The sequence below is a fragment of the Arthrobacter sp. M2012083 genome, assembly GCF_000281065.1.
Taxonomy (GTDB): domain Bacteria; phylum Actinomycetota; class Actinomycetes; order Actinomycetales; family Micrococcaceae; genus Arthrobacter.
In genome coordinates, this window is sequence record NZ_AKKK01000027.1 from 66,983 (window position 1) to 85,362 (window position 18,380).

Here is an 18,380-nt window from a genome sequence, read left to right on the forward strand (position 1 = left end):
CCTACTTTCCGGCGGCAACAGTCGCCGCGGCAGTGGTCGAATAGCGGTTCTCCGCCGGCGCGAGGCCCAGCACGTGACGGAACGTACCGTCTTGGATGGGCGGTGACAGGGCACCGCGGCGACGCAGCTCGGGGAGGACGAGCCGTGAAAGTTCTTCCAGCTCCACGTCCAGGACAGCCGGATGGAGTCGAACTCCGTCGGCTTCCTGGAGGAGCGAATCGAGGAGATCGGCGAGGCCGGCAGCCGAACCGACAAACCGCGCACGGCCGCCTTCTTGAGCGGGCGCTGCTTCATGAGCGGATCCGGAGCGCGATTCCGCAGCCTGCCCACGCGCGTCCAGGACGACGTCGAGCTCTGCAACGATCGCTACCGAAGAACCAAGCCGGGCCCGGACGTCGCGGATCTCGGCAGTGAGCAGCTCCGGCGTCGGCGCGGTTAAGAGCACGGCATCCACTGCCTCCACCGGCACTAAGCCCTCCCCCACCAGCGATGCAGCGGCCACTACGGGCAACTGTCCCTGCAACGGCCGGGGAATGATGGAAGGGCCTTTCACCGAATAGGCCGGTCCTGCAAAGTCCGAGGGAGTTTCAAAGTCCGCATAGTGCAGCTTGTCGACGTCGATATACCGCCCGGTGGCAACGTCGCGGATCACGGCGTCGTCCTCCCAGGAGTCCCACAACCTCCGGCTAACCTCGATGGACGCCGCAGCTTCCTGTGCCAGCGCCCCGCCCTGAACAAAAGCGCGTCCGACGGCGGCAGCAGCCTCGGGTGACTCCGCCGCGGTAGCGATCCACCCGGCCCGGCCACCGGACACGTAGTCCAGGCTCGCGAGTTGCGTGGAGACGTGGAAAGGCTCCGTATAGACGGTATCCACCTCAGGGACCACGGCGATGTTCCGGGTCACTGGTCCGGTAAAAGCCGCACGCTGCAGGGCGTTGACCCTCCCGGCCGCGGGCGTGTCCTTGAAGGTTGCCACGTGGAAACCGGCCGATTCGGCCGCGAGGACGGCGGCTGCAAGGTTCTCATAACCTGCGCCGTCGAGTTCTATGGCAAGGAATCCGGCCTTGCGTTCTTCGAAGGTGCTCACTGCTGGTCCTGACGTTCGTAGGGAATCTTCTCGCCCGCTTCGATAGCTACCGAAAGCCGGTTTTCGGCGGGTGGCAACGGGCATGTGGCAAGGTCGGTGTAGGCGCACGGCAGGTTGACGGCCCGGTTGAAGTCGAGCTGCACGGAGCCGTCAGATGCGGGGACCACGGAGAGTGAGCGGTTGGCCGCGTAGGTGGTCTTGCCGGAGGTTTGGTCCGTAAACAGCAAGGACAGCGAACCGGGCGCGTGGCCGTTGAACGCCGTCAGCGCCAGTTCCTCGCCGGCCAGCTTGAAGCGAATCTCACCCGGCGCTTCGTAGACGTGCTGGAGGCCCTCGACGGCGGCGCCCACCGTAGTGGGGCGCGGAGCCTCGAACTTGACGAACGTACCGGCTAAAGCGAACGCCGCGTTGGGCGTATAGGCAGGCGTGCCCTGGTATTCCTTCAAGAGGGCGTTGGACGGATTCCGCGGGCGCACGATGTACTCGCCGCCGCGCTTGGCCACCTCGATCACGGTATCGCCGGAAACCAGGTTGATGCCGCCGCGCTCCTCGATAGGGCCGAACTCAAGCTGTCCTGCCCTGCCTGTCTTGAGTTCAACGCCGTCCTGCTGCAGGCTGTCGCCCGGCTTGAGGACAACACGCACGACGTCGTCCTCCACACGCCAGCTGCCCGGCACACCTTCCAACGGGGTTGCCTCGTTGCCAAGCCAGTGCAGGTGGGTCACGGCGAGGAAACCATGCGGGTGGGCGCGGTGCCGCTCATGGGCGTCGTGCCACTCCTGCCAGTCCTCGTCAAAGGTTTCGAGTGCTGTTTCAGCGTGTGTAGACATATGCGTTGTCCGTCCTGTTGAAGGCGTGATCTGCTGTGACGGTTGTCCGGGACGTGGAACTTCATGTGCCTGTCCCGAACGTGGCTTCGGTGACCGTCTTGGATTCCGGGATGGCTTCTTCGGAGAGCCCCCAGCGTTCCAGGACCTTGCCGTAGGAGCCGTCCTTGATGGTGGAGTTCAGCGCATCGGTGATGGCCGGGGCCAGCCCGTTGCCCTTGAGGGTGGTGGCAGCAACGAGCGTTTCTGCGGGCCATCCGGCGTTGACCTTGCCAACTACCTTGAGGTCGTCACGCGTGTTCTCCCGGTAGGTCACCGATGGGAACGGTGCCAGGTTCAGGTCCGTGCGACCCGAGGAGAGCGCCAGGATGGTGTCGGCGTCGGAGGAGTAGTACTGCAGGGTGGCCGGCGCCTTGCCCTTGGCTTCGAGTTCCTTGTTCCAGGCCAGGAGGATCTTCTCCTGGTTGGTGCCCGAGCCCACGGAGATCTTCAAGCCGGAGATGTCGTCAGAACCCTTGATGTCGTACGTGGAGCTCTTCTTGGCTTCGAAGCCCATGTAGGCGGCACGGTAGGTGGAGAAATCGAACAGCTTCACCCGGGCTCCGTTGATGCCCACGTTGGAGAAGACGGCCTCGAAATCACCTGACTGGGTCTTGAGCGGCCAGTTCTCCCACGACGTCACCTGAAGATCCAGTTCCAGCCCGAGTTTGTCGGCCACGAGCTGGGCAATGTCCACCTCGACACCGATCGGCGTTTTGTCGTCAGTGGCGTGGAAGGACAGCGGGATTGAACCCGCGGTGGTGGCAACGGTCAGTTTGCCGTCCTTGGCGATGGCTTCGGGAACGGCTCCCGCCGCAGCAGCGTCTTTCTCGCCGCGGATGCGGTTCTGGTCCACGGACGTGTTGTAGACGATGCCGTTCTTGGCAGCCTCGGACTCCGGTTGGGCTGCCGACGCCCCAGGGTCGGAGCACCCGGCCAGCACGGGAAGCACGACGGCGGGAAGTACAGCGAGTGCCAGGATCCTGGTCTTTGTAGCGCGAAGCATGGGATGTCCTAGATGTTGAAAGCTGGTTCGATGACTTTGGAGAAGAAACTGCGGGTGCGTTCCTCGCGGGGGTTGGCGAAGATCTCCTGCGGAGTGCCGGACTCGACGATCTGGCCCTGGTCCATGAACACCACGGTGTCCGCGACATCCCTGGCGAAGCCCATCTCGTGCGTCACCACAATGAGCGTGGTGCCGGACTTGGCGAGTTCACGGATGACGTCCAGGACTTCGTTGACCAGTTCCGGGTCCAACGCCGAGGTTGGCTCGTCGAAGAGCAGGATTTTGGGATCAAGTGCCAGCGCCCGGGCAATCGCGACGCGCTGCTGCTGGCCGCCGGAAAGCTGGCGCGGGTAAGCGTCGGCACGATCCTTCAGGCCCACTCTGTCCAGGAGCTCAAGACCGCGTTTCCGGGCTTCGGCCTTGGACCGCTTCTGGGCCACAATCGGCGCCTCGATGACGTTTTCCAAGGCGGTGAGGTGCGGGAACAGGTTAAAGCTTTGGAACACCATGCCAATGTGGGTGCGCTGCTTGAGGATGTCCTTCTCACGAAGCTCGTGGAGCTTGTTGCCGCGGACCTCGTAGCCCACCAGTTCGCCGTCGATGGTGATGTAACCGCCGTCGACTTTTTCCAAGTGGTTGATGGTCCGCAACAGGGTGGACTTTCCGGAGCCGGACGGCCCGACGATCACGGCAACGCCGCCCGGCGGCACGGACAACGACACGCCTTTGAGGACCTCGGTAGCACCGAACGATTTCCGGACGTTGGTGATGTCAACCTGACCGCGGGTGGCCTTCTTGTCCGCCGGGGCGGGCCGGGCCGCCGTCGTGCCGGCAGGAACGCCGGCTGACTCGCCAGCCTGTGGCGTAGTCGTGGATTCTTTGCGTGCAGCGATGATGCTCATCGGGCGTCCTTGGTGGGAGTGGCAGCAACGTGGGTGGTGAAGAACTTCCGGGCCTTCTGCAACGGCGTGAGCGGCAGGGTCCGCAGGGCGCCCTTGGAGAAGTGGCGTTCAATGTAGTACTGGAAAACACTGAGCACCGAGGTGATCACCACGTACCAGAGCGTGGCGACGAGCAGCAGCGGAAGCACTTGCTGGGTCCGGTTGTAGATGACCTGAACCGTGTAAAAGAGCTCGGAATAGGCCAGGACGTAAACAATCGAGGTGCCCTTGACCAGGCCGATGATCTCGTTGAATGCGTTGGGCAGAATGGCGCGCATGGCTTGCGGCAGAACGATCCTGGTGGAGCGCTTCCATGCCGGGATGCCCAAGGCGGAGGCAGCTTCCAGCTGGCCTTGGTCCACGGAGAGGATGCCGCCGCGGATGATTTCGGCGGAGTAGGCTGCCTGATTCAGCGTGAGCCCCAGGACGGCTGCGGCGAACTGGCTGATGAGCGTGGTTGTCTGTGCCTCGAAGAAGCGGACATCAGTGAAAGGGATACCCAGGCTGATCTTCTCGTACAGGTAACCGAGGTTGTACCAAAGCAGGAGTTGGACCAGCAGCGGCGTGGAGCGGAAGATCCAGGAGAACGTCCAGGACACCGAGACCAGCAGCGGCGAGGCGGACAGGCGCATGAGGGCCAGGATGAACCCGAGGACGAAGCCAAGGACACCGGAAATGGCAGTGAGCTTAAGGGTCTCGATGAGTCCGTTGACCACCGACTGGGCGGTGAACCATTCAGCCACCACTCCCCACTCCCAGCGCGGATTGGTAACCAGCGACCACGCAATGGCTGCGACACCGGCAGCTACGAGAACGGTGCCCACCCATCGCCACGGATGCCGGGCCGGAACCAACTTGTACTCGGAGTAGTCCGGGGTGGGCGGTGACGTTTCCGCCGTGGCAGGCGGTGCGATTGCACTCATGCGCCACCTCATTTCAGATTGGGTGTTGTCTATCGGATGGCTGCCAATCTAGGGCCGCGCGAAACCCGGCAGCAAGGCGGAAATTTGTACTTCTTCACTGGGCTTCGCGCGGCTTCGCAGGAGTTCGCACAGCGTCACAATGTCCTTCCCGAACCGGTCAATGAGTCGTGGTTTTGCGGGTTTTAACGCTTCGTGACGCGTGGTGAACGGCGGTTACCGCCGCCTCGACCGGCAGCCTGCTTCGTCCCTAGATTGGGCATCACCAACCACCGCTTTTCAGGAGATCCCATGCCGTCACGAGTACCCGCTATCGCCTTCATTGGCGGCGGCCCGCGCACGGCCGGCGTCCTGGAACGGCTCGCAGCCAACCGTCCCGCACTGTTCCACGGTCCCCTGCACGTCCATGTCATCGAACCGCATGAACCCGGCTCCGGGAGGATCTGGCGCTATGACCAGGATCCCGGGTTGCTGCTGAACTCAACGGCTGCGGACGTCACCATGTTCACGGATGCTTCGGTTGCCTGCGACGGACCTTCGATTGACGGACCGGGGCTTTCCAGCTGGGCTGCGGGGGTGCTGGATGGCAGCATCCGGGACGTTCCCGCTTTTGAGCCGCACCTGCTCGCCCAACTTCGCGCACTGACTCCCGCGTCTTTCGCCTCACGGCAGCTGCAGAGCAAGTACCTTGAATGGTTCTTCCGCCGGGCCGTGTCCTCACTTGGCCCTGACGTGACCGTGACAGTGCATCGCGACACGGCCACCGGCGTCGTGCGTTCTTCGGGTGGCGAGCCCGACGACGGTGCGCATCGCGTGCGGCTGGCTTCGGGCACCGACGTGGATGCCGACGTCGTGGTTTACGCGCTGGGCCACACCGATTCTTTGCCCGATCCCGAATCCGCCAGGCTCAGCGACTTCGCTGCCCGGCATGGCGGGTTCCATGCACCGCCGTCCTACACAACTGATGTGGATTACTCCGCGATTGAGCCCGGGCAGGACGTGATTGTCTCCGGAATGGGCCTGGCATTCGTGGACCTGCTGGTGCTGTTGTTCCAAGGCCGCGGCGGCCGCTTTGAAGAAAGGCCCGACGGCGAACTGGACTACGTGCCATCCGGCGCCGAACCGCGGGTTTGGGCGGGGTCACGGCGTGGTGTGCCGTTCCACTCCAAGATCTCCTCCACGCTACGCGGCGAGCCGATTGCGCGCCCGCGATACTTCACCGCCGAAGCCATCGATTCGCTACTGGCCGAGCACCAGGAACTCGACTTCCGTGCACATCTGTGGCCGTTGATCGCCAAGGACGCCGGCTATGCCTACTACCGCGAGCTCTTCACCGGGTATCCGTCGCGCGTCCTGGGGACGTGGGCCGGTTTCGAAGCGAAGTTCGATCCGGCAGACTGGTACAGCGCCGACCGGGAAGAACTGGTGGCGTTTTCCGTGCCGGATCCTGCGCTGCGCTTGGACCTCGAGAAACTGGACCACCCCCTGAGCGGCTGCGCGTTCGCCAGCCATGAATCGGTCCAGCGCTCCGTAGCCGCGTACATCCAGAACGACCTCGATCTCCGGACCAGCGCCGACCATTCCGAAACCCTCGCCCTGTTTACGGCGCTGTTGTTCGTGTACATGGACCTTGGGCGCTTGGTCCCGCAAGAGCGGCTCAACGCGCGCTCCCAACAGGCGATCCACGGTTGGTGGCACGGCTTCTTCAGCTTCGTGGATTCCGGGCCGCCGTCCCACCGCCTCCGTGAGATGCTCGCCCTGCACAGGGCCGGGCTCCTGAAATTCCTGGGACCGGGCATGTGGGTCCGGGCAGATGACTCAGTGGGTCGCTTCGTGGCGGGCTCGTTCCAGTCGCCCGTGGTGGTGGACGCTGCGGCGTACATCGAGGCGCGGCTGCCCGCCGCTTCCGTGCAGCGCTCGGCGAATCCCGCACTGGCTGACCTGCACGACGCCGGATGGGGCACCGAGCAGAGGCTGCTCACCTCAGAGGGCGCCCACTCCACCGGAAAACTCCTGGTCTCCGGGAATCACGAGGTCCTGTCCCCTGTTGCAACTCCTCAGAAGGGTTTGTTCGCGGTGGGCCCGTGGACGTCCGGCTGGGGCGCAGGAGCGTTTGCCCGCCCCAACACCAACGCAGCACCCTTCCGGGAGAACGACGCCCTGGCGCGAAGGATCCTGGAAACCCTGACCACCACCGCCCGCCCAAGTGAGCCGCAGTTAATGCCGTTTTGAGCGCGGCCGGATCAACTGCTACGTACTTGGGTTCCACCCACGAAAGGCCTGACATGACCACAACGCCAACCCTGCCGACGTCGGGCCTTACCGTCCTCAGCCTGCCGATGCGCGATCCCCGCGTCCGCCCGCTCCTGGACGAGCTCGCCGTCGAATACGAAACCCGCTATGGCAACCTGTTCGGAACCGGTGGCGCTGCGGAGGAACTGAACAGGTACCCTGCCGAGGAATTCGAAGCTCCGCACGGCGCGTTGATCATCATCCAGGAGGGCGGCGAATCCGTAGCTGGCGGCGCGTTCCGCCGATACGACCAGCACACCGCAGAGCTGAAACGGATCTGGACGCATTCAGCGCATCGTCGTCGAGGTTTGGCGCGGCTGGTGCTGGCTGAACTGGAAAATGAGGCTCGACGGCGGGGCTACCGGAAGCTGTACTTGACCACCGGTCCGCGCCAGCCCGAAGCGAAAAACCTCTACCTCGCCACGGGCTACAAAGCACTGTTCGACCTTGCCGCCGACCCCGAGGACATCAAGCATCTGGCCTTCAGCAAGGATCTTGCCGTGCACAGCTAAGCTATGCGCATGGCCAACAAACCCACCGCAACAACCGCCGAAAAACTCGCCACCATCCAGCAGGGCTACACCCTGGAAGGTGCCACCATCGAGCTGGGTGCCGCGATCGTCGACGGCGAAATCCACAAAGAGGCACAGGTCCGCTTGCCACTGGCCATGATGAATCGGCATGGACTGGTTGCCGGCGCCACGGGAACCGGCAAGACGGTTACGCTGCACATGATCGCCGAACAGCTGTGCACGGCGGGGGTTCCGGTTTTCCTCGCGGACATCAAGGGCGACCTGTCAGGGTTGGCAACGCCGGCCACTGGCAGTGAAAAGCTGACGGCACGCACCTCGGCGTTGGGTCAGGAGTGGTCTGCGAAGAATTTTCCGGTTGAGTTCCTCTCGCTCGGTGGGGACGGGCACGGCATCCCCGTGCGCGCCACCATAACCTCGTTCGGCCCCATCCTGCTGTCCCGCATCATGGACCTCAATGACACCCAGGAATCCAGCCTCCAGTTGATCTTCCACTTTGCGGACAAGAACAATCTCGAGCTGATCGACCTCAAGGACCTCCGCGCCGTCATCCAGTTCCTCACCTCCGACGAAGGCAAAGCCGAACTCGCAAACCTTGGCGGGCTGTCCAAAGCCACCGCCGGTGTGATCCTGCGCGAGCTGATCACGCTGGAGGCACAGGGGATGGAGAAGTTCTTCGGCGAGCCCGAGTTCGACACCGCTGAACTCCTCCGCACCGCACCCGACGGCCGCGGCGTCATCAGTTGCCTGGAGCTTCCCACGCTGCAGACCAAGCCGTTACTGTTCTCCACGTTCCTCATGTGGCTTCTCGCCGACCTGTTCGAGGACCTGCCCGAAGCCGGCGACCTGGACAAGCCCAAGCTCGTCTTTTTCCTTGACGAGGCACATTTGCTGTTCAACGGCGCGTCCAAGGCCTTCCTCGAAGCCATCACCACCACGGTCCGGCTCATCCGTTCCAAGGGTGTGGGCATCTTCTTTGTCACCCAGACGCCCAAGGATGTTCCAGCGGACGTCCTCGGCCAATTGGCGAACCGCGTGCAGCATGCCCTGCGCGCCTTCACCCCGGAAGATGCCAAGGCGTTGAAGGCCACGGTGTCCACATTTCCTGTCAGCGACTACGACCTCGAAGAGACCCTCACCTCCGCCGGCATCGGCGAAGCAGTCATCACGGTGATGAACGAGAAGGGTGCACCCACCCCCGTTGCCTTGACCCGGCTCCGTGCCCCCGAATCCGTGATGGGGCCCAGCGCTGACGAGCTCATTCGCAGCACGGTTGCCGCGTCCTCCCTGCTGGTCAAGTACGGCACAGCCGTGGACAACCTCTCCGCTTACGAGAAACTCAACGGCCAAGCGGCCGTTCCTACCGGAGACGCAGCGCCCGGATTGCCGCCCGTGCCGGCGTCCACCTCTTCGTCTTCCGGTAATTCCCAAGCCGACATCGACGCCGAAGCCCGCCGTATTGAGGAAGAAATCCTCGGCCGTCCCAGCTCCCGGTCCTCCACTCCTGAGTCTTTCCCGGCACCGCCTGCGCCGGTGCCGGCGCCGTCCCCGCGTTCTTCCCCACAGTCGTCCCCTCAGGACGGCATGTTCGGTGACATCGCCGGCGCCCTCGGTGGAGCATTGGGTGGTGGACTCAAGAGCATGGTCCGATCCATGGGAACGCAGCTTGGCCGCGATCTCATGCGTGGGGTCTTCGGCACGTCTTCCCGGCGTCGCCGCTAGTCCTGTTTGCGCTTCTGTGCCAGCGGAACCACGACGTCGGGCGGCAGCCGCGCCTGCTGCCACCCGGCGCCGGGACTTCTCCAATCGGTGGATATAAGTCGCTCGGAGGCCTTCCTGCACGGCGATGGCGGCCGCGGCAGGTAACGTAAAGGGCGTGCAGTTGAGTCAAGCGTTCGTCAAGACCGCAGCCGGATGGCTGCTCGGTCTGATGCTTGCTGCCGCCGGAGCCATCGTGTGCATCAACCTGGTGAGCTCCTCAGTGGCCAGTCCGCAACAGCCTGTCAAAGAGTATCTGGAAGCCCTTCAGAAGGGTGAAGGCGAAGAAGCTTTGGGGTTGCTTCGCGCCAAAGTGCCCAGTGCGAACGCCGCCATGCTGGACGGCACAGCCTTACAAACGGCCGCCTCCAAGATGTCCGATATCAAGGTGGGAAACCCCGAACCCCGGGGCAGCAACCGGATGGCCGTGCCGGTGGACTACACCCTTGACGGCAGCCGGCTCCACACGGAATTCCTGATGGAACGGACCGGGACCCAGTGGCTGTTCTTCGCCAAATGGGCGTTCGTGCCCACAACGCTTCCCACCATAGAAGTCACCGTGGTCAACGCCAGCGAGGCCACGCTGAACGGGGTTCCCGTGAATATGCCCAACGGCCGCAACAACTTCGCCGTGTTCTTCCCGGGCAAGTACGAGGCAAGCCTGAACGGCACCTATTTTGAAGCCCCGACCACATCGGCCCTTGTTTCGACGCGCGACGGCGGCACGGCACCCCTGAACCTGCAGACACGGTCCACCGCTGCCATGAACGAAGCCGTGGCTGGCAAGGTCCGGGAATTCCTGGACACATGCGCCGCCCAGGCTACCGAGCAACAGCGCCTGCAGCCGGATTGCCCGTTCTACCACGCAAGCAACGCCCGCGTGGTGGATGGAACCATCAAGTGGGAAATCACCGAGTACCCCAAGATCACCATTGAGCCATTCAGCGGTAAATGGGTGGTGGCTCCGCTCAACGGCAAGGCCACGCTCACCGCCCGGGAGATCAATCTTTTCACGGGGTTGGTCAACGACCTCAACGTGGAGCACGACTTCAGCTTCACCACGCAGCTGGACGTAGGCGCAGACACTGTGACCGTCACCCCCATGCTGACCTTCTGATTTTTTGGCTCTCGCGCTGAACTGGCCCAGCTTTCACCCCCCCCGTCCCGCTCTCCTGGCCCGTGGTGCCATGAGAGCCACCCCTTAACTGGGCTAGTCCGACCACATTCGGGCTGGCCCACGAAGAAGGACTTCACGCACGTGCCGGAGCATATTCTCTGGCGAGTACACGACGTCGTCATAGAAGAACCTCAGCACCAGCATTCCTTGCCTGATTGCTTCGTTGTCCCGCCGGCGGTCTTTCTTGAACTGACGCGGCTCCAGATGAAAAGCAAGGCCGTCGAGTTCGACTATAAGGAATCCTTCCAGGAGAAAGTCGACGGTCCCTATGCCCTCGATCCAGACTTGGGTCTCAGTGCGGATGCCCACGTCACGGAAAAGGACCCGGGCCAGGGTTTCCAGCAGCGAACCCGCCCCCCTGTCCACTTTGGCCAGAACGTCGCGGGCCTGCCCGGCGCGGTTGCCCAGTAAACGGCGACGCAGGTAATCGAGGGTGATATCCCCACGGATAAAGGCGCTTTCGACCATAACCAGTGCTTCTAACGGAGGGAGGCAGAAAAGGGCGTGTAGAAGCACGTCCGGCAGTGCGACATAAGGCTCGCCCAGCCGTGGTTGAGACAGGGACAACCGATGACTAATGCACCCTTCCGCACGTCGCCCGTTGCTCTGCCAGTAGTGGAGCTCGGTGGGTTTGTGAAGCAACCACAAGGCATAGCGGCCTGCAGCCGACGCGCATGTCAGCAGAGATTTCGACGTGACCGCTGCCACAAGCTCCGGATCCGCACCGGGAAGACCCAGAACTCCACGCTCGATGCGCTGAATACTTCCCGCCAGCACCGCGGAACGAATCGCTGATTCACTGACACCCCGCGCCCGTACCTGCCGGGTCATGGCTACACCGCCCAAACGCCGCAGGGCTTCTTCGGGTTCCATCACCCCAGCCTGCTGTTTCCGCCGACGGGCCTGCAGTGCCGATGTGAGCTATGTGGACAACCCTCTCACCCGGGCTGGCCCGGTTTGAACAGTCCAACGGCACGAAGAGGCCCGGGCCAACTCCTGAGGGAATCAGACCCGGGCCATTTCAGTTAGCCAGTCTTAGTCCATGCCGCGTAGATCCAGCACCAGCTCGGACTCACCGTCGGCTTGCAGGACCACCGGGATGCCCCAGTCCTGTTGGTAGAGATGGCAAGCCGCGTGATCGGGGATTTCGCCGTCCTCGGTCTCGGGGCCATCGCAGGCGGCCGCGCGGGCGGTGATGTGGAGGATGCCCTCGGGAACGTCAGCTGACAGCTCAAGGGTGCGCAGCAAGCCCACTGATGTGCCCCCGCCGGAGACCAGCAGTTCCGGCGGCGTCGAGGAAATCTTCAGCTGTGTAGGATCGCCCCAACGGTCGTCCAGCTTCTGGCCGGTAGGAGCCTGGAAACGCACCGCGAGCTCAAGGTTCCCGGGAGCTACCGGGCTCTTGGGACGGTGAGTCTGTGATGCTCCCTCGTCCACCTGCTGGGCTTCCTTGGGAATGGGAACCAGGACCAGTTGGTGCTTATTCGACTCCACAACCACCAACAGCGGATCGCTGCCTTCTACCTGAACCACGACGACGTCGCTCGGCTCAGCGAGGCCCCTCGCCAAGGTGGATACGGACTTGGTGGCAGGGTCGTAGCGGCGAACGGCACCGTTGTAGGTGTCAGCGACGGCCACGGAATTGTCCGGCAGAACCGTGACACCCAAGGGGTGCTGCAGGCGTGCTTCAGAAGCCTCGCCATCACGGAACCCGAAATCAAACAGGCCCTTGCCGATGGCGGTTTCCACGCTCACGCCGGAATCGCTGACCACCAGGCGACGCAAGGAGGATGTTTCCGAGTCAGCCACCCAGATGTTGTCTTCACCATCGATGGCCAGTCCGGACGACTGGGCAAACCAGGCTTCCTCCGCCTTGCCGTCCAGCAGGCCTTCAAGCCCGGACCCGGCAAGGATGGAAACCTCATTGGCCAGGGGGTCGAAGGCGAAGATCTGGTGGGTTCCCGCCATGGCGATCACAACCCGCTGCAGCTTTTCGCTCCAGACCACGTCCCACGGTGAGGACAGGGAAACCTCGACGCCGAGACCCAGTGCCCCAACATCGATCGCGTCGGCAGCGAAGTCAGCCGGTCCGCCGTCGTGGTGTTCGGACCAACTGCCGGCGCCTGTCTCTGTCACCCGGGCAGGACCGGCGTCGAGCAGCCTCTGGACACCGTTGCCAGCGAGCGTCTGCACATAGCCGGAGCTCAAGGTGACGCCGCGCAGGCGATGGTTGACGGTGTCAGCGACCACGGCGTCGTAACCGAGCTTCCACGCCAATTCGGAGGGCAGCAGGGTCACACCCTGGGGTTCGTTGAACTGCGCGATCTCAGACTGTCCGTCCAGGTACCCCTTGGTGCCGGAGCCGATGACGCGCTCCACGGTTTCAAGATCGGGGCGGAGTTCCACCAAGCGGTGATGGCCGGAGTCCACTACCAGGTAGTTGCCGTTGGCGAGCTGGGTCGCCTTCCCGGGGAAGCGCAGTGTGCCCGACGTCGGCACGGGAGCCACATACGGGCCGTTACCGCGGTGGAGGGTCCCCTTGGCTTCGTGCTCGGCCACGAGTTCCTCAAGGAGGACAGCGAGGCCGTCGGCGTGGCCCTCACCGGAGAGGTGGGCCACAATGTAGCCCTCGGGGTCAACGACCACCAGTGTGGGCCATGCGCGGGCGGTGTACGCCTTCCACGTTGCGAGCTCAGGATCGTCCAGGACAGGGTGGTGGATTTCGTAGCGTTCCACGGCAGATGCCAGTGCTACGGGATCCGCTTCGTGTTCGAACTTGGGCGAATGCACGCCGACCGTCACCAGCACGTCCGAGTACTTTTCCTCAAGCGGGCGCAGCTCGTCCAGCACGTGGAGGCAGTTGATGCAGCAGAAGGTCCAGAAGTCGAGCAGCACGATCTTGCCGCGCAAGGACTCGAGGTCAAGGGATTTCCCGCCCGTATTGAGCCATCCGCGGCCCTCCAGTTCGGAGGCCCGGACCCGGTGTTGGGTACGTACGGTTTCGCTCATCAGCGTCCTTCCAGCTTGGTGTTCGGTTCAGTTTGCCCGGAGGTATCTGTGGTGGGGCGGACGGCGTTATTGCCTTCCGCTTCCGCCGTTGTGGTTGCTTGGGTGGTGCGGTTGGCCATCTTGGCGTCGCGGTCAGCAAGCCGGGCAAACATATCGTTGTAAGCACTGAGATCGGCGTCGTTATTCCTGTCGGCTGCCCGATCAACCCGTCGGGTTTCCCGTTCGTCCGAGCGCGACCACATCACGGCCACGCCGATTGCCACCAGCAAAGTAGGAACTTCGCCGATACCCCACGCTACGGCACCTCCCAGTTGCTGATCCCCAATGGCCGACGGACCCCAAGCCCGGCCCAGGTTACCGAAGTAGTCCGCCGCCAGCAGCCCTGTCCCACCCATGATGGCCACACCGAAGAACGCGTGGAAGCCCATGGTGGCCAGCAATAGCAGCAGGCGCATGGGGTACGGGGCACGGCGGGGAAGAGGATCGCTACCGATCATGCTCAGCACAAAGATGTAGCCCGTCAGCAGGAAGTGCACGTTCATGAGCTCGTGGCCCACATGCTCGCGCATCGCAAGGCTGAACAGGTCCGAGTAGTAGAACAGCACGATTGAGCCCGCGAAATTGGCCGCGGCGAACAAGGGGTGCGTGACGATCTGCGAGAACTTGGAGTGCACAAACAGCAGCAGCCACTCGCGCAGGCCGCGTGAGCCGTGGGTGCCTTCGCCCCTGGCAGGCAGGGCTCGCAGGGCAAGGGTCACGGGGGCGCCAAGGACAAGAAAGATTGGCGCCACCATTGTCAGGGCCATGTGATCCACCATGTGCGCAGAGAACAGCACGCGGCCGTAGACAGCGGGCGGGCCCGAAGTGATGTACGTGAGCACCACCAGTCCGATGATCCAGTTGATTGTCCGGAACCAGGACCACTTGTCCCCACGCCTGCGGACTTTGACGATACCGAGGATGTAGGTGACCGCGCCGAACAAAGCGACTCCCACCCACAGCCAGTCGAAACGCCATTCCGTGAGCCAGCGCTCCGGCGTCAACTCGGGTGGAAGCTCGTAACCGGAGAGGATGAACGACGGCGAGGCATCAGGTGCGTAGGTGGTGGGCTGGGGCGGAGCCGAGCGTCCCAACGCGACGGCGAGTCCCGACGTCGCGCCCATCACCAGAAGCTCAACCAACACAAGCTGCCACAGGACGCGGCGGGCCGACATGGAGCCGTTCTTACCAAGCTGGGGGATAACCCACTGGCGGTGCATAAAGCCGATGCCGCCCAACACCAACGTTGCCAGCGACTTGGCGATAATGAGCTGCCCATAAGCCGAGCCAAAAAGGTCGGCTGGGTTGGTCACACGGATGGCAGCGTTGATGACACCCGAGGCGAACACCAGGACAAAGGCGAAGCCGGCCAGCGACGAGAATCGTCGCAGGGTCTGCTCGGTGATGTCTGGTGTGCCCTTACCTCTGGAACCCGTGAGGATGCCCGAGAGGACCGCAAGCATGATGATGCCGCCAACCCATGTGGAAACGCCCACAAGGTGGAGGCCCAGGGAGTTAATGGCCCCTTCATGATCGCTGGAGCTGGAGGAGTGACCAATCAAGGCTGTAGGAATCAGGCCGATCAGGGCCAGCAGGAGAGTGAACGCCAAGCCTGTCAACGAGCGGACGCCGAACAAGGCGGTGGTGACAACGGCAGCAATGATGGTGACCGCGAGCCAAGCCTTGCCGGTCTCGATGTCCGTCATGAAGTAGACCAGGGAGCGCGTAAACTCCGCGTCTCCCGAGAGCCCCTGCCCCGCGACATCTGCGTAAGTGAGTACAAGGACCGCCACCGCGGACAAAGTCCAGGCTGCGCCGGCTGCCGCTGCAACTGCCAAGGCCCGGGCGAAGGCCGGATGTTCGGGCGCGTCAGCATCCTTCTCACGGGACCGCGAGCCACCGAGGTTCTTGGGCAGGATGCCGACGGCAAAGATCAGGCCACCAACCACTGTTGCCACTGACACGTTGTGGATGGCTTTCGCCACAGGAAGGCCCCAACGGACCAATTCGCCTGGATCAGAAACCTGCCGGGCAGCTGAGGCACCGGAGAAGATGAGGGCCGCCGCAAGAGTCAGGAACAGCACCGCCAGGCCGGCCAGTTGCCACGGCAAGGAAATGCCCGCGACTGTAGTGCCTCCCCGCGCTCCCGGCTTGGGAACAGGCGAAGGGGCAGTAGCGGAGCTTCTTGCTGATGGCACTTATCCATTGTCCGCTACCTGCCGCCGGGCTGCGAATCGGATAAGGCGCTATGTGCATTAACTAACAGCAATAACGGCAAAGGGACGGCAACCAGAGGTTGCCGTCCCTTTAAGGCGTTCGCCGAAGAGTAGTTACTTCTTCTTGGCGACAGCAGCCTTCAGCTTGGAGCCAGCGGTCAGCTTGACGCTGTGGCCGGCTGCGATCTGGATGGTTTCGCCGGTCTGCGGGTTGCGGCCGGTGCGAGCTGCACGGTCGGTGCGCTCAACTGCGAGCCAGCCCGGGATGGTGATCTTTTCGCCGGCGGCGACAGAAGTCTCGAAAACTTCGAACAGTGCATCGAGCACGGAGTTGACTGCTGCCTGGCTGGTGCCAGCCTTGCCTGCTACCTCTGCAACGAGTTCACTACGGTTCTTAGCCATTTACGTCCTCCTGGACTCATACGTTTTTGAGCTTTCAAGCGGAATGCGAGCAAGCCACTGTTCGAAAACTTACCAGCTTGGGCTGACATGGCCAGCAAATTCCGCGTGTTTCCGCGCCTTTTTGACCAAAATCACCGGATTTTCGGGGTTTTTAGGGGTGCTTTACGCCCTTGGCGTACCCTACGGCATCGGCAGGAGGGACAGCCGCCGCCCTGCCGGGCCTCCCCGGCTAGAACAGAATGCGCTGGAACAGTATGTGGTCCTGCCACTCCCCCGCGATCTGCAGGTAGGAGGGCGCCATCCCGACCCGCTCGAAACCAGACCGCTTCAAGACAGCTTGGGAGCCCGCATTGTGGACCAGCGTAGCGGCTTGGATACGGTGCAGACCGAGCTCATTTCCGGCCATATCCACGACGGCGGCCACCGCACCTGACGCTATGCCCTTGCCGGTCCAAGCCTCATCCACCCAGTAGCCGAGGTTGGCATTCAAGAAGGGCCCCCGGACAATCCCGGAGAGAGTGATCATTCCGATGATGCCTTTTGCTGTCGTCAACACCCAAGGCACCTCAGTGCCTAGTTCGTAGAGATTAAGTTTCGCCTGGATCACCGCCGACTGGCCTGTAGTGGTGAAGAACTCGTTAGCCCGGGTTGGTTCCCATGGTGCCAGGTGCTCACGGTTCCGCCGGTAGGCAGCGGTCAGGGCGGCCGCATCTGAATGTTCCAGCAGGCGCAGGAGAAGCTGGCCAACCTCTTCGCCCACTACGCCGCGGTCCAGGCTTCGCGTGAGAATCATCCCCAGACTCTACCTGCCACTAGCCCGGCAATTGCGTGCGAGTCGGCTGAATGATAGTTTTTCGGGTGATCGTGAACCAAGACCAGGAGGTGAGACCCATGTACGCAGTATCCATAGTGGGCGCTCCCCTGCAGTCCACGATCACGCGACTGAGTTAGTCGCCGCTGGGAGCGCCCGTCAGGCAATTCGCGAAAGGCGACTCCCATGAACACAACATCTTCTTCTCCCCTGAACTCCGCCTCGGCTTCCGACCAACCGCGGTCGCACCAGCCTCAGCTGAGGGTTGACACCTCACACCCGGTGCCCGCCGGCCAGAGGGCACTAATCCTCGGTGGCGGCGGTTCCACCGGTAACGCGTGGCTGATCGGCGTCGTCGCTGGCCTGTTCGACGCCGGGTTGGACGTGACCGCCGCGGACCTCACCGTCGGCACATCTGCTGGATCGACGGCGGCGGCCCAGCTTGCTTGGGCAAACCCCGCCGAGCTCTTTGACGCCATCCTTGCAGCCGCTCCACCAAGACCGTCCGGCTTGGTTGATACCGTTGGCGCCGACAACAGAGCCCGGCCCGTGTCCGACCACATGGAGCGAACAGGCAAAATCCTGGAGTCCTCTGCGGATATGGCGGATATGCGCCGCAGGATGGGCGCAGCGGCAATAGACATGGCTGCAGCTATGGACGACTCCAGTGCGCGGTGGCACGCAACCGTTGCAGCCCGGCTGCCTCATCAGGAGTGGCCGGAACGACTGGTATTGCTCACAGCGGTTGATGCCGAAACCGGTGACCCTGTGGTGTTCCACCGCCATAGCGGAGTGGAATTGGTTGACGCAGTGGCGGCCAGCTGCGCCAGTGGCTTCGCCTACGCTATCGGCAGCAATCACTATATCGACGGCGGCTACCGGGCCAACGCTGAGAATGCGGACCTGGCAGCCGGGTACAGCCGCGTACTGGTGCTGTCTCCGTTTGGCGGCCGGACGCGGACTCCGTTGGAGTGGGGCATGCACTTATCCGGGCAAGTGGACGAACTGCGGCGTAGCGGGAGCCGGGTTGAGACAATCTTCCCCGACAGCGAGGCGGAGCACTTGTTCGGCGTCAATGCGATGGATCTGACGCTGCGGCCGGCTGCTGCCCAAGCCGGCTTCGACCAGGGCAGGATCCTCGCCGAGCACATCACCGAGTTCTGGCGCCAGTGAGTGTTGCCCCGGCTGAGTCTTAGCTCAGCCGGGTTTCAGCCCGGGTGAGGTGGCTGCGGTGTCGGTTTTGTTGTTAAATGCGGGAGACCCCCCGACCCGTGGTGGGTTGGGGGGTCTCTACCTAATGGTTGTCCGGCGGTGTCCTACTCTCCC

The 18,380-nt window shown here is 63.2% G+C and carries 15 protein-coding genes; 5 read left to right on the top strand and 10 right to left on the bottom strand.

Annotated features, from left to right (window positions below):
* Position 1: 1 nt before the first annotated feature.
* The 5 genes from A477_RS0113690 to A477_RS0113710 all read right to left on the bottom strand — a co-directional run bounded on the left by A477_RS0113690 (position 2) and on the right by A477_RS0113710 (position 4,823).
* Positions 2-1,087 (bottom strand): LLM class flavin-dependent oxidoreductase, encoded by a 1,086-nt coding sequence (locus tag A477_RS0113690; protein WP_017199546.1) that lies wholly within the window; start codon positions 1,085-1,087, stop codon positions 2-4.
* Positions 1,084-1,917 carry a DUF1684 domain-containing protein gene (locus A477_RS0113695; protein ID WP_017199547.1) on the bottom strand — a complete coding sequence of 278 codons (834 nt, stop codon included), beginning with the start codon at positions 1,915-1,917 and terminating at the stop codon, positions 1,084-1,086. The genes A477_RS0113690 and A477_RS0113695 overlap by 4 nt, the downstream gene beginning before the upstream one ends.
* Before the next feature lie 61 nt (positions 1,918-1,978).
* Positions 1,979-2,959, bottom strand: coding sequence for an ABC transporter substrate-binding protein (locus tag A477_RS0113700; RefSeq protein ID WP_017199548.1), 981 nt, complete (start codon positions 2,957-2,959; stop codon positions 1,979-1,981).
* An 8-nt stretch (positions 2,960-2,967) separates the two neighbouring features.
* Complete coding sequence (locus A477_RS0113705) at positions 2,968-3,861, bottom strand: amino acid ABC transporter ATP-binding protein (protein WP_017199549.1); 894 nt, start codon at positions 3,859-3,861, stop codon at positions 2,968-2,970.
* On the bottom strand, positions 3,858-4,823 hold the full coding sequence (locus tag A477_RS0113710; protein WP_192812011.1) for an amino acid ABC transporter permease: 966 nt from the start codon (positions 4,821-4,823) through the stop codon (positions 3,858-3,860). The genes A477_RS0113705 and A477_RS0113710 overlap by 4 nt, the downstream gene beginning before the upstream one ends.
* 288 nt (positions 4,824-5,111) lie before the next feature.
* Between A477_RS0113710 and A477_RS0113715 the strand changes: the two genes are divergently transcribed.
* From A477_RS0113715 to A477_RS0113730, 4 genes are all read left to right on the top strand, one after another.
* Positions 5,112-7,052, top strand: coding sequence for an FAD/NAD(P)-binding protein (locus tag A477_RS0113715; RefSeq protein ID WP_017199551.1), 1,941 nt, complete (start codon positions 5,112-5,114; stop codon positions 7,050-7,052).
* A gap of 53 nt (positions 7,053-7,105) precedes the next feature.
* The gene (locus A477_RS0113720; RefSeq protein WP_017199552.1) at positions 7,106-7,624 is read left to right on the top strand and encodes a GNAT family N-acetyltransferase; all 519 of its coding nucleotides are present in this window, start codon (positions 7,106-7,108) and stop codon (positions 7,622-7,624) included.
* 3 nt (positions 7,625-7,627) lie between these two features.
* Positions 7,628-9,364: a helicase HerA-like domain-containing protein gene (locus A477_RS0113725; RefSeq protein ID WP_017199553.1), complete on the top strand. Its 1,737-nt coding sequence runs from the start codon at positions 7,628-7,630 to the stop codon at positions 9,362-9,364.
* A 124-nt stretch (positions 9,365-9,488) separates the two neighbouring features.
* A complete protein-coding gene (locus A477_RS0113730; protein ID WP_017199554.1) occupies positions 9,489-10,517 on the top strand; it encodes a hypothetical protein in 1,029 nt (342 codons plus the stop codon).
* Positions 10,518-10,610: 93 nt separating this feature from the next.
* On the opposite strand, the gene A477_RS0113735 is transcribed toward A477_RS0113730, so the two are convergent.
* From A477_RS0113735 to A477_RS0113755, 5 genes are all read right to left on the bottom strand, one after another.
* Positions 10,611-11,450 carry a type IV toxin-antitoxin system AbiEi family antitoxin domain-containing protein gene (locus A477_RS0113735; protein WP_017199555.1) on the bottom strand — a complete coding sequence of 280 codons (840 nt, stop codon included), beginning with the start codon at positions 11,448-11,450 and terminating at the stop codon, positions 10,611-10,613.
* Between the two features lie 162 nt (positions 11,451-11,612).
* The gene (locus tag A477_RS0113740) at positions 11,613-13,586 is read right to left on the bottom strand and encodes an NHL domain-containing thioredoxin family protein (RefSeq protein ID WP_017199556.1); all 1,974 of its coding nucleotides are present in this window, start codon (positions 13,584-13,586) and stop codon (positions 11,613-11,615) included.
* Entirely contained in the window at positions 13,586-15,823 is a 2,238-nt protein-coding gene (locus A477_RS0113745; RefSeq protein WP_026005614.1) for a bifunctional copper resistance protein CopD/cytochrome c oxidase assembly protein, read from the bottom strand. The genes A477_RS0113740 and A477_RS0113745 overlap by 1 nt, the downstream gene beginning before the upstream one ends.
* 132 nt (positions 15,824-15,955) lie before the next feature.
* Positions 15,956-16,243 (bottom strand): HU family DNA-binding protein, encoded by a 288-nt coding sequence (locus A477_RS0113750; RefSeq protein WP_011776355.1) that lies wholly within the window; start codon positions 16,241-16,243, stop codon positions 15,956-15,958.
* A gap of 229 nt (positions 16,244-16,472) precedes the next feature.
* The gene (locus A477_RS0113755; protein WP_017199558.1) at positions 16,473-17,036 is read right to left on the bottom strand and encodes a GNAT family N-acetyltransferase; all 564 of its coding nucleotides are present in this window, start codon (positions 17,034-17,036) and stop codon (positions 16,473-16,475) included.
* Between the two features lie 204 nt (positions 17,037-17,240).
* Here A477_RS0113755 and A477_RS22320 point away from each other — a divergent pair, with 204 nt between their 5' ends.
* Positions 17,241-18,227, top strand: coding sequence for a patatin-like phospholipase family protein (locus tag A477_RS22320; protein ID WP_017199559.1), 987 nt, complete (start codon positions 17,241-17,243; stop codon positions 18,225-18,227).
* Positions 18,228-18,380 lie beyond the last annotated feature (153 nt).

Excerpts from the sequence above, each read along its gene's own strand:
- A477_RS0113755 (WP_017199558.1), bottom strand. The coding sequence starts at position 17,036 with ATGATTCTCACGCGAAGCCTGGACCGCGGCGTAGTGGGCGAAGAGGTT.
- A477_RS0113710 (WP_192812011.1), bottom strand. The coding sequence starts at position 4,823 with ATGAGTGCAATCGCACCGCCTGCCACGGCGGAAACGTCACCGCCCACC.
- A477_RS0113700 (WP_017199548.1), bottom strand. The coding sequence starts at position 2,959 with ATGCTTCGCGCTACAAAGACCAGGATCCTGGCACTCGCTGTACTTCCC.
- A477_RS0113730 (WP_017199554.1), top strand. The coding sequence starts at position 9,489 with ATGGCGGCCGCGGCAGGTAACGTAAAGGGCGTGCAGTTGAGTCAAGCG.
- A477_RS0113695 (WP_017199547.1), bottom strand. The coding sequence starts at position 1,917 with ATGTCTACACACGCTGAAACAGCACTCGAAACCTTTGACGAGGACTGG.
- A477_RS0113715 (WP_017199551.1), top strand. The coding sequence starts at position 5,112 with ATGCCGTCACGAGTACCCGCTATCGCCTTCATTGGCGGCGGCCCGCGC.
- A477_RS0113705 (WP_017199549.1), bottom strand. The coding sequence starts at position 3,861 with ATGAGCATCATCGCTGCACGCAAAGAATCCACGACTACGCCACAGGCT.
- A477_RS0113735 (WP_017199555.1), bottom strand. The coding sequence starts at position 11,450 with ATGGAACCCGAAGAAGCCCTGCGGCGTTTGGGCGGTGTAGCCATGACC.
- A477_RS0113720 (WP_017199552.1), top strand. The coding sequence starts at position 7,106 with ATGACCACAACGCCAACCCTGCCGACGTCGGGCCTTACCGTCCTCAGC.
- A477_RS0113740 (WP_017199556.1), bottom strand. The coding sequence starts at position 13,586 with ATGAGCGAAACCGTACGTACCCAACACCGGGTCCGGGCCTCCGAACTG.
- A477_RS0113725 (WP_017199553.1), top strand. The coding sequence starts at position 7,628 with ATGCGCATGGCCAACAAACCCACCGCAACAACCGCCGAAAAACTCGCC.
- A477_RS22320 (WP_017199559.1), top strand. The coding sequence starts at position 17,241 with ATGAACACAACATCTTCTTCTCCCCTGAACTCCGCCTCGGCTTCCGAC.
- A477_RS0113750 (WP_011776355.1), bottom strand. The coding sequence starts at position 16,243 with ATGGCTAAGAACCGTAGTGAACTCGTTGCAGAGGTAGCAGGCAAGGCT.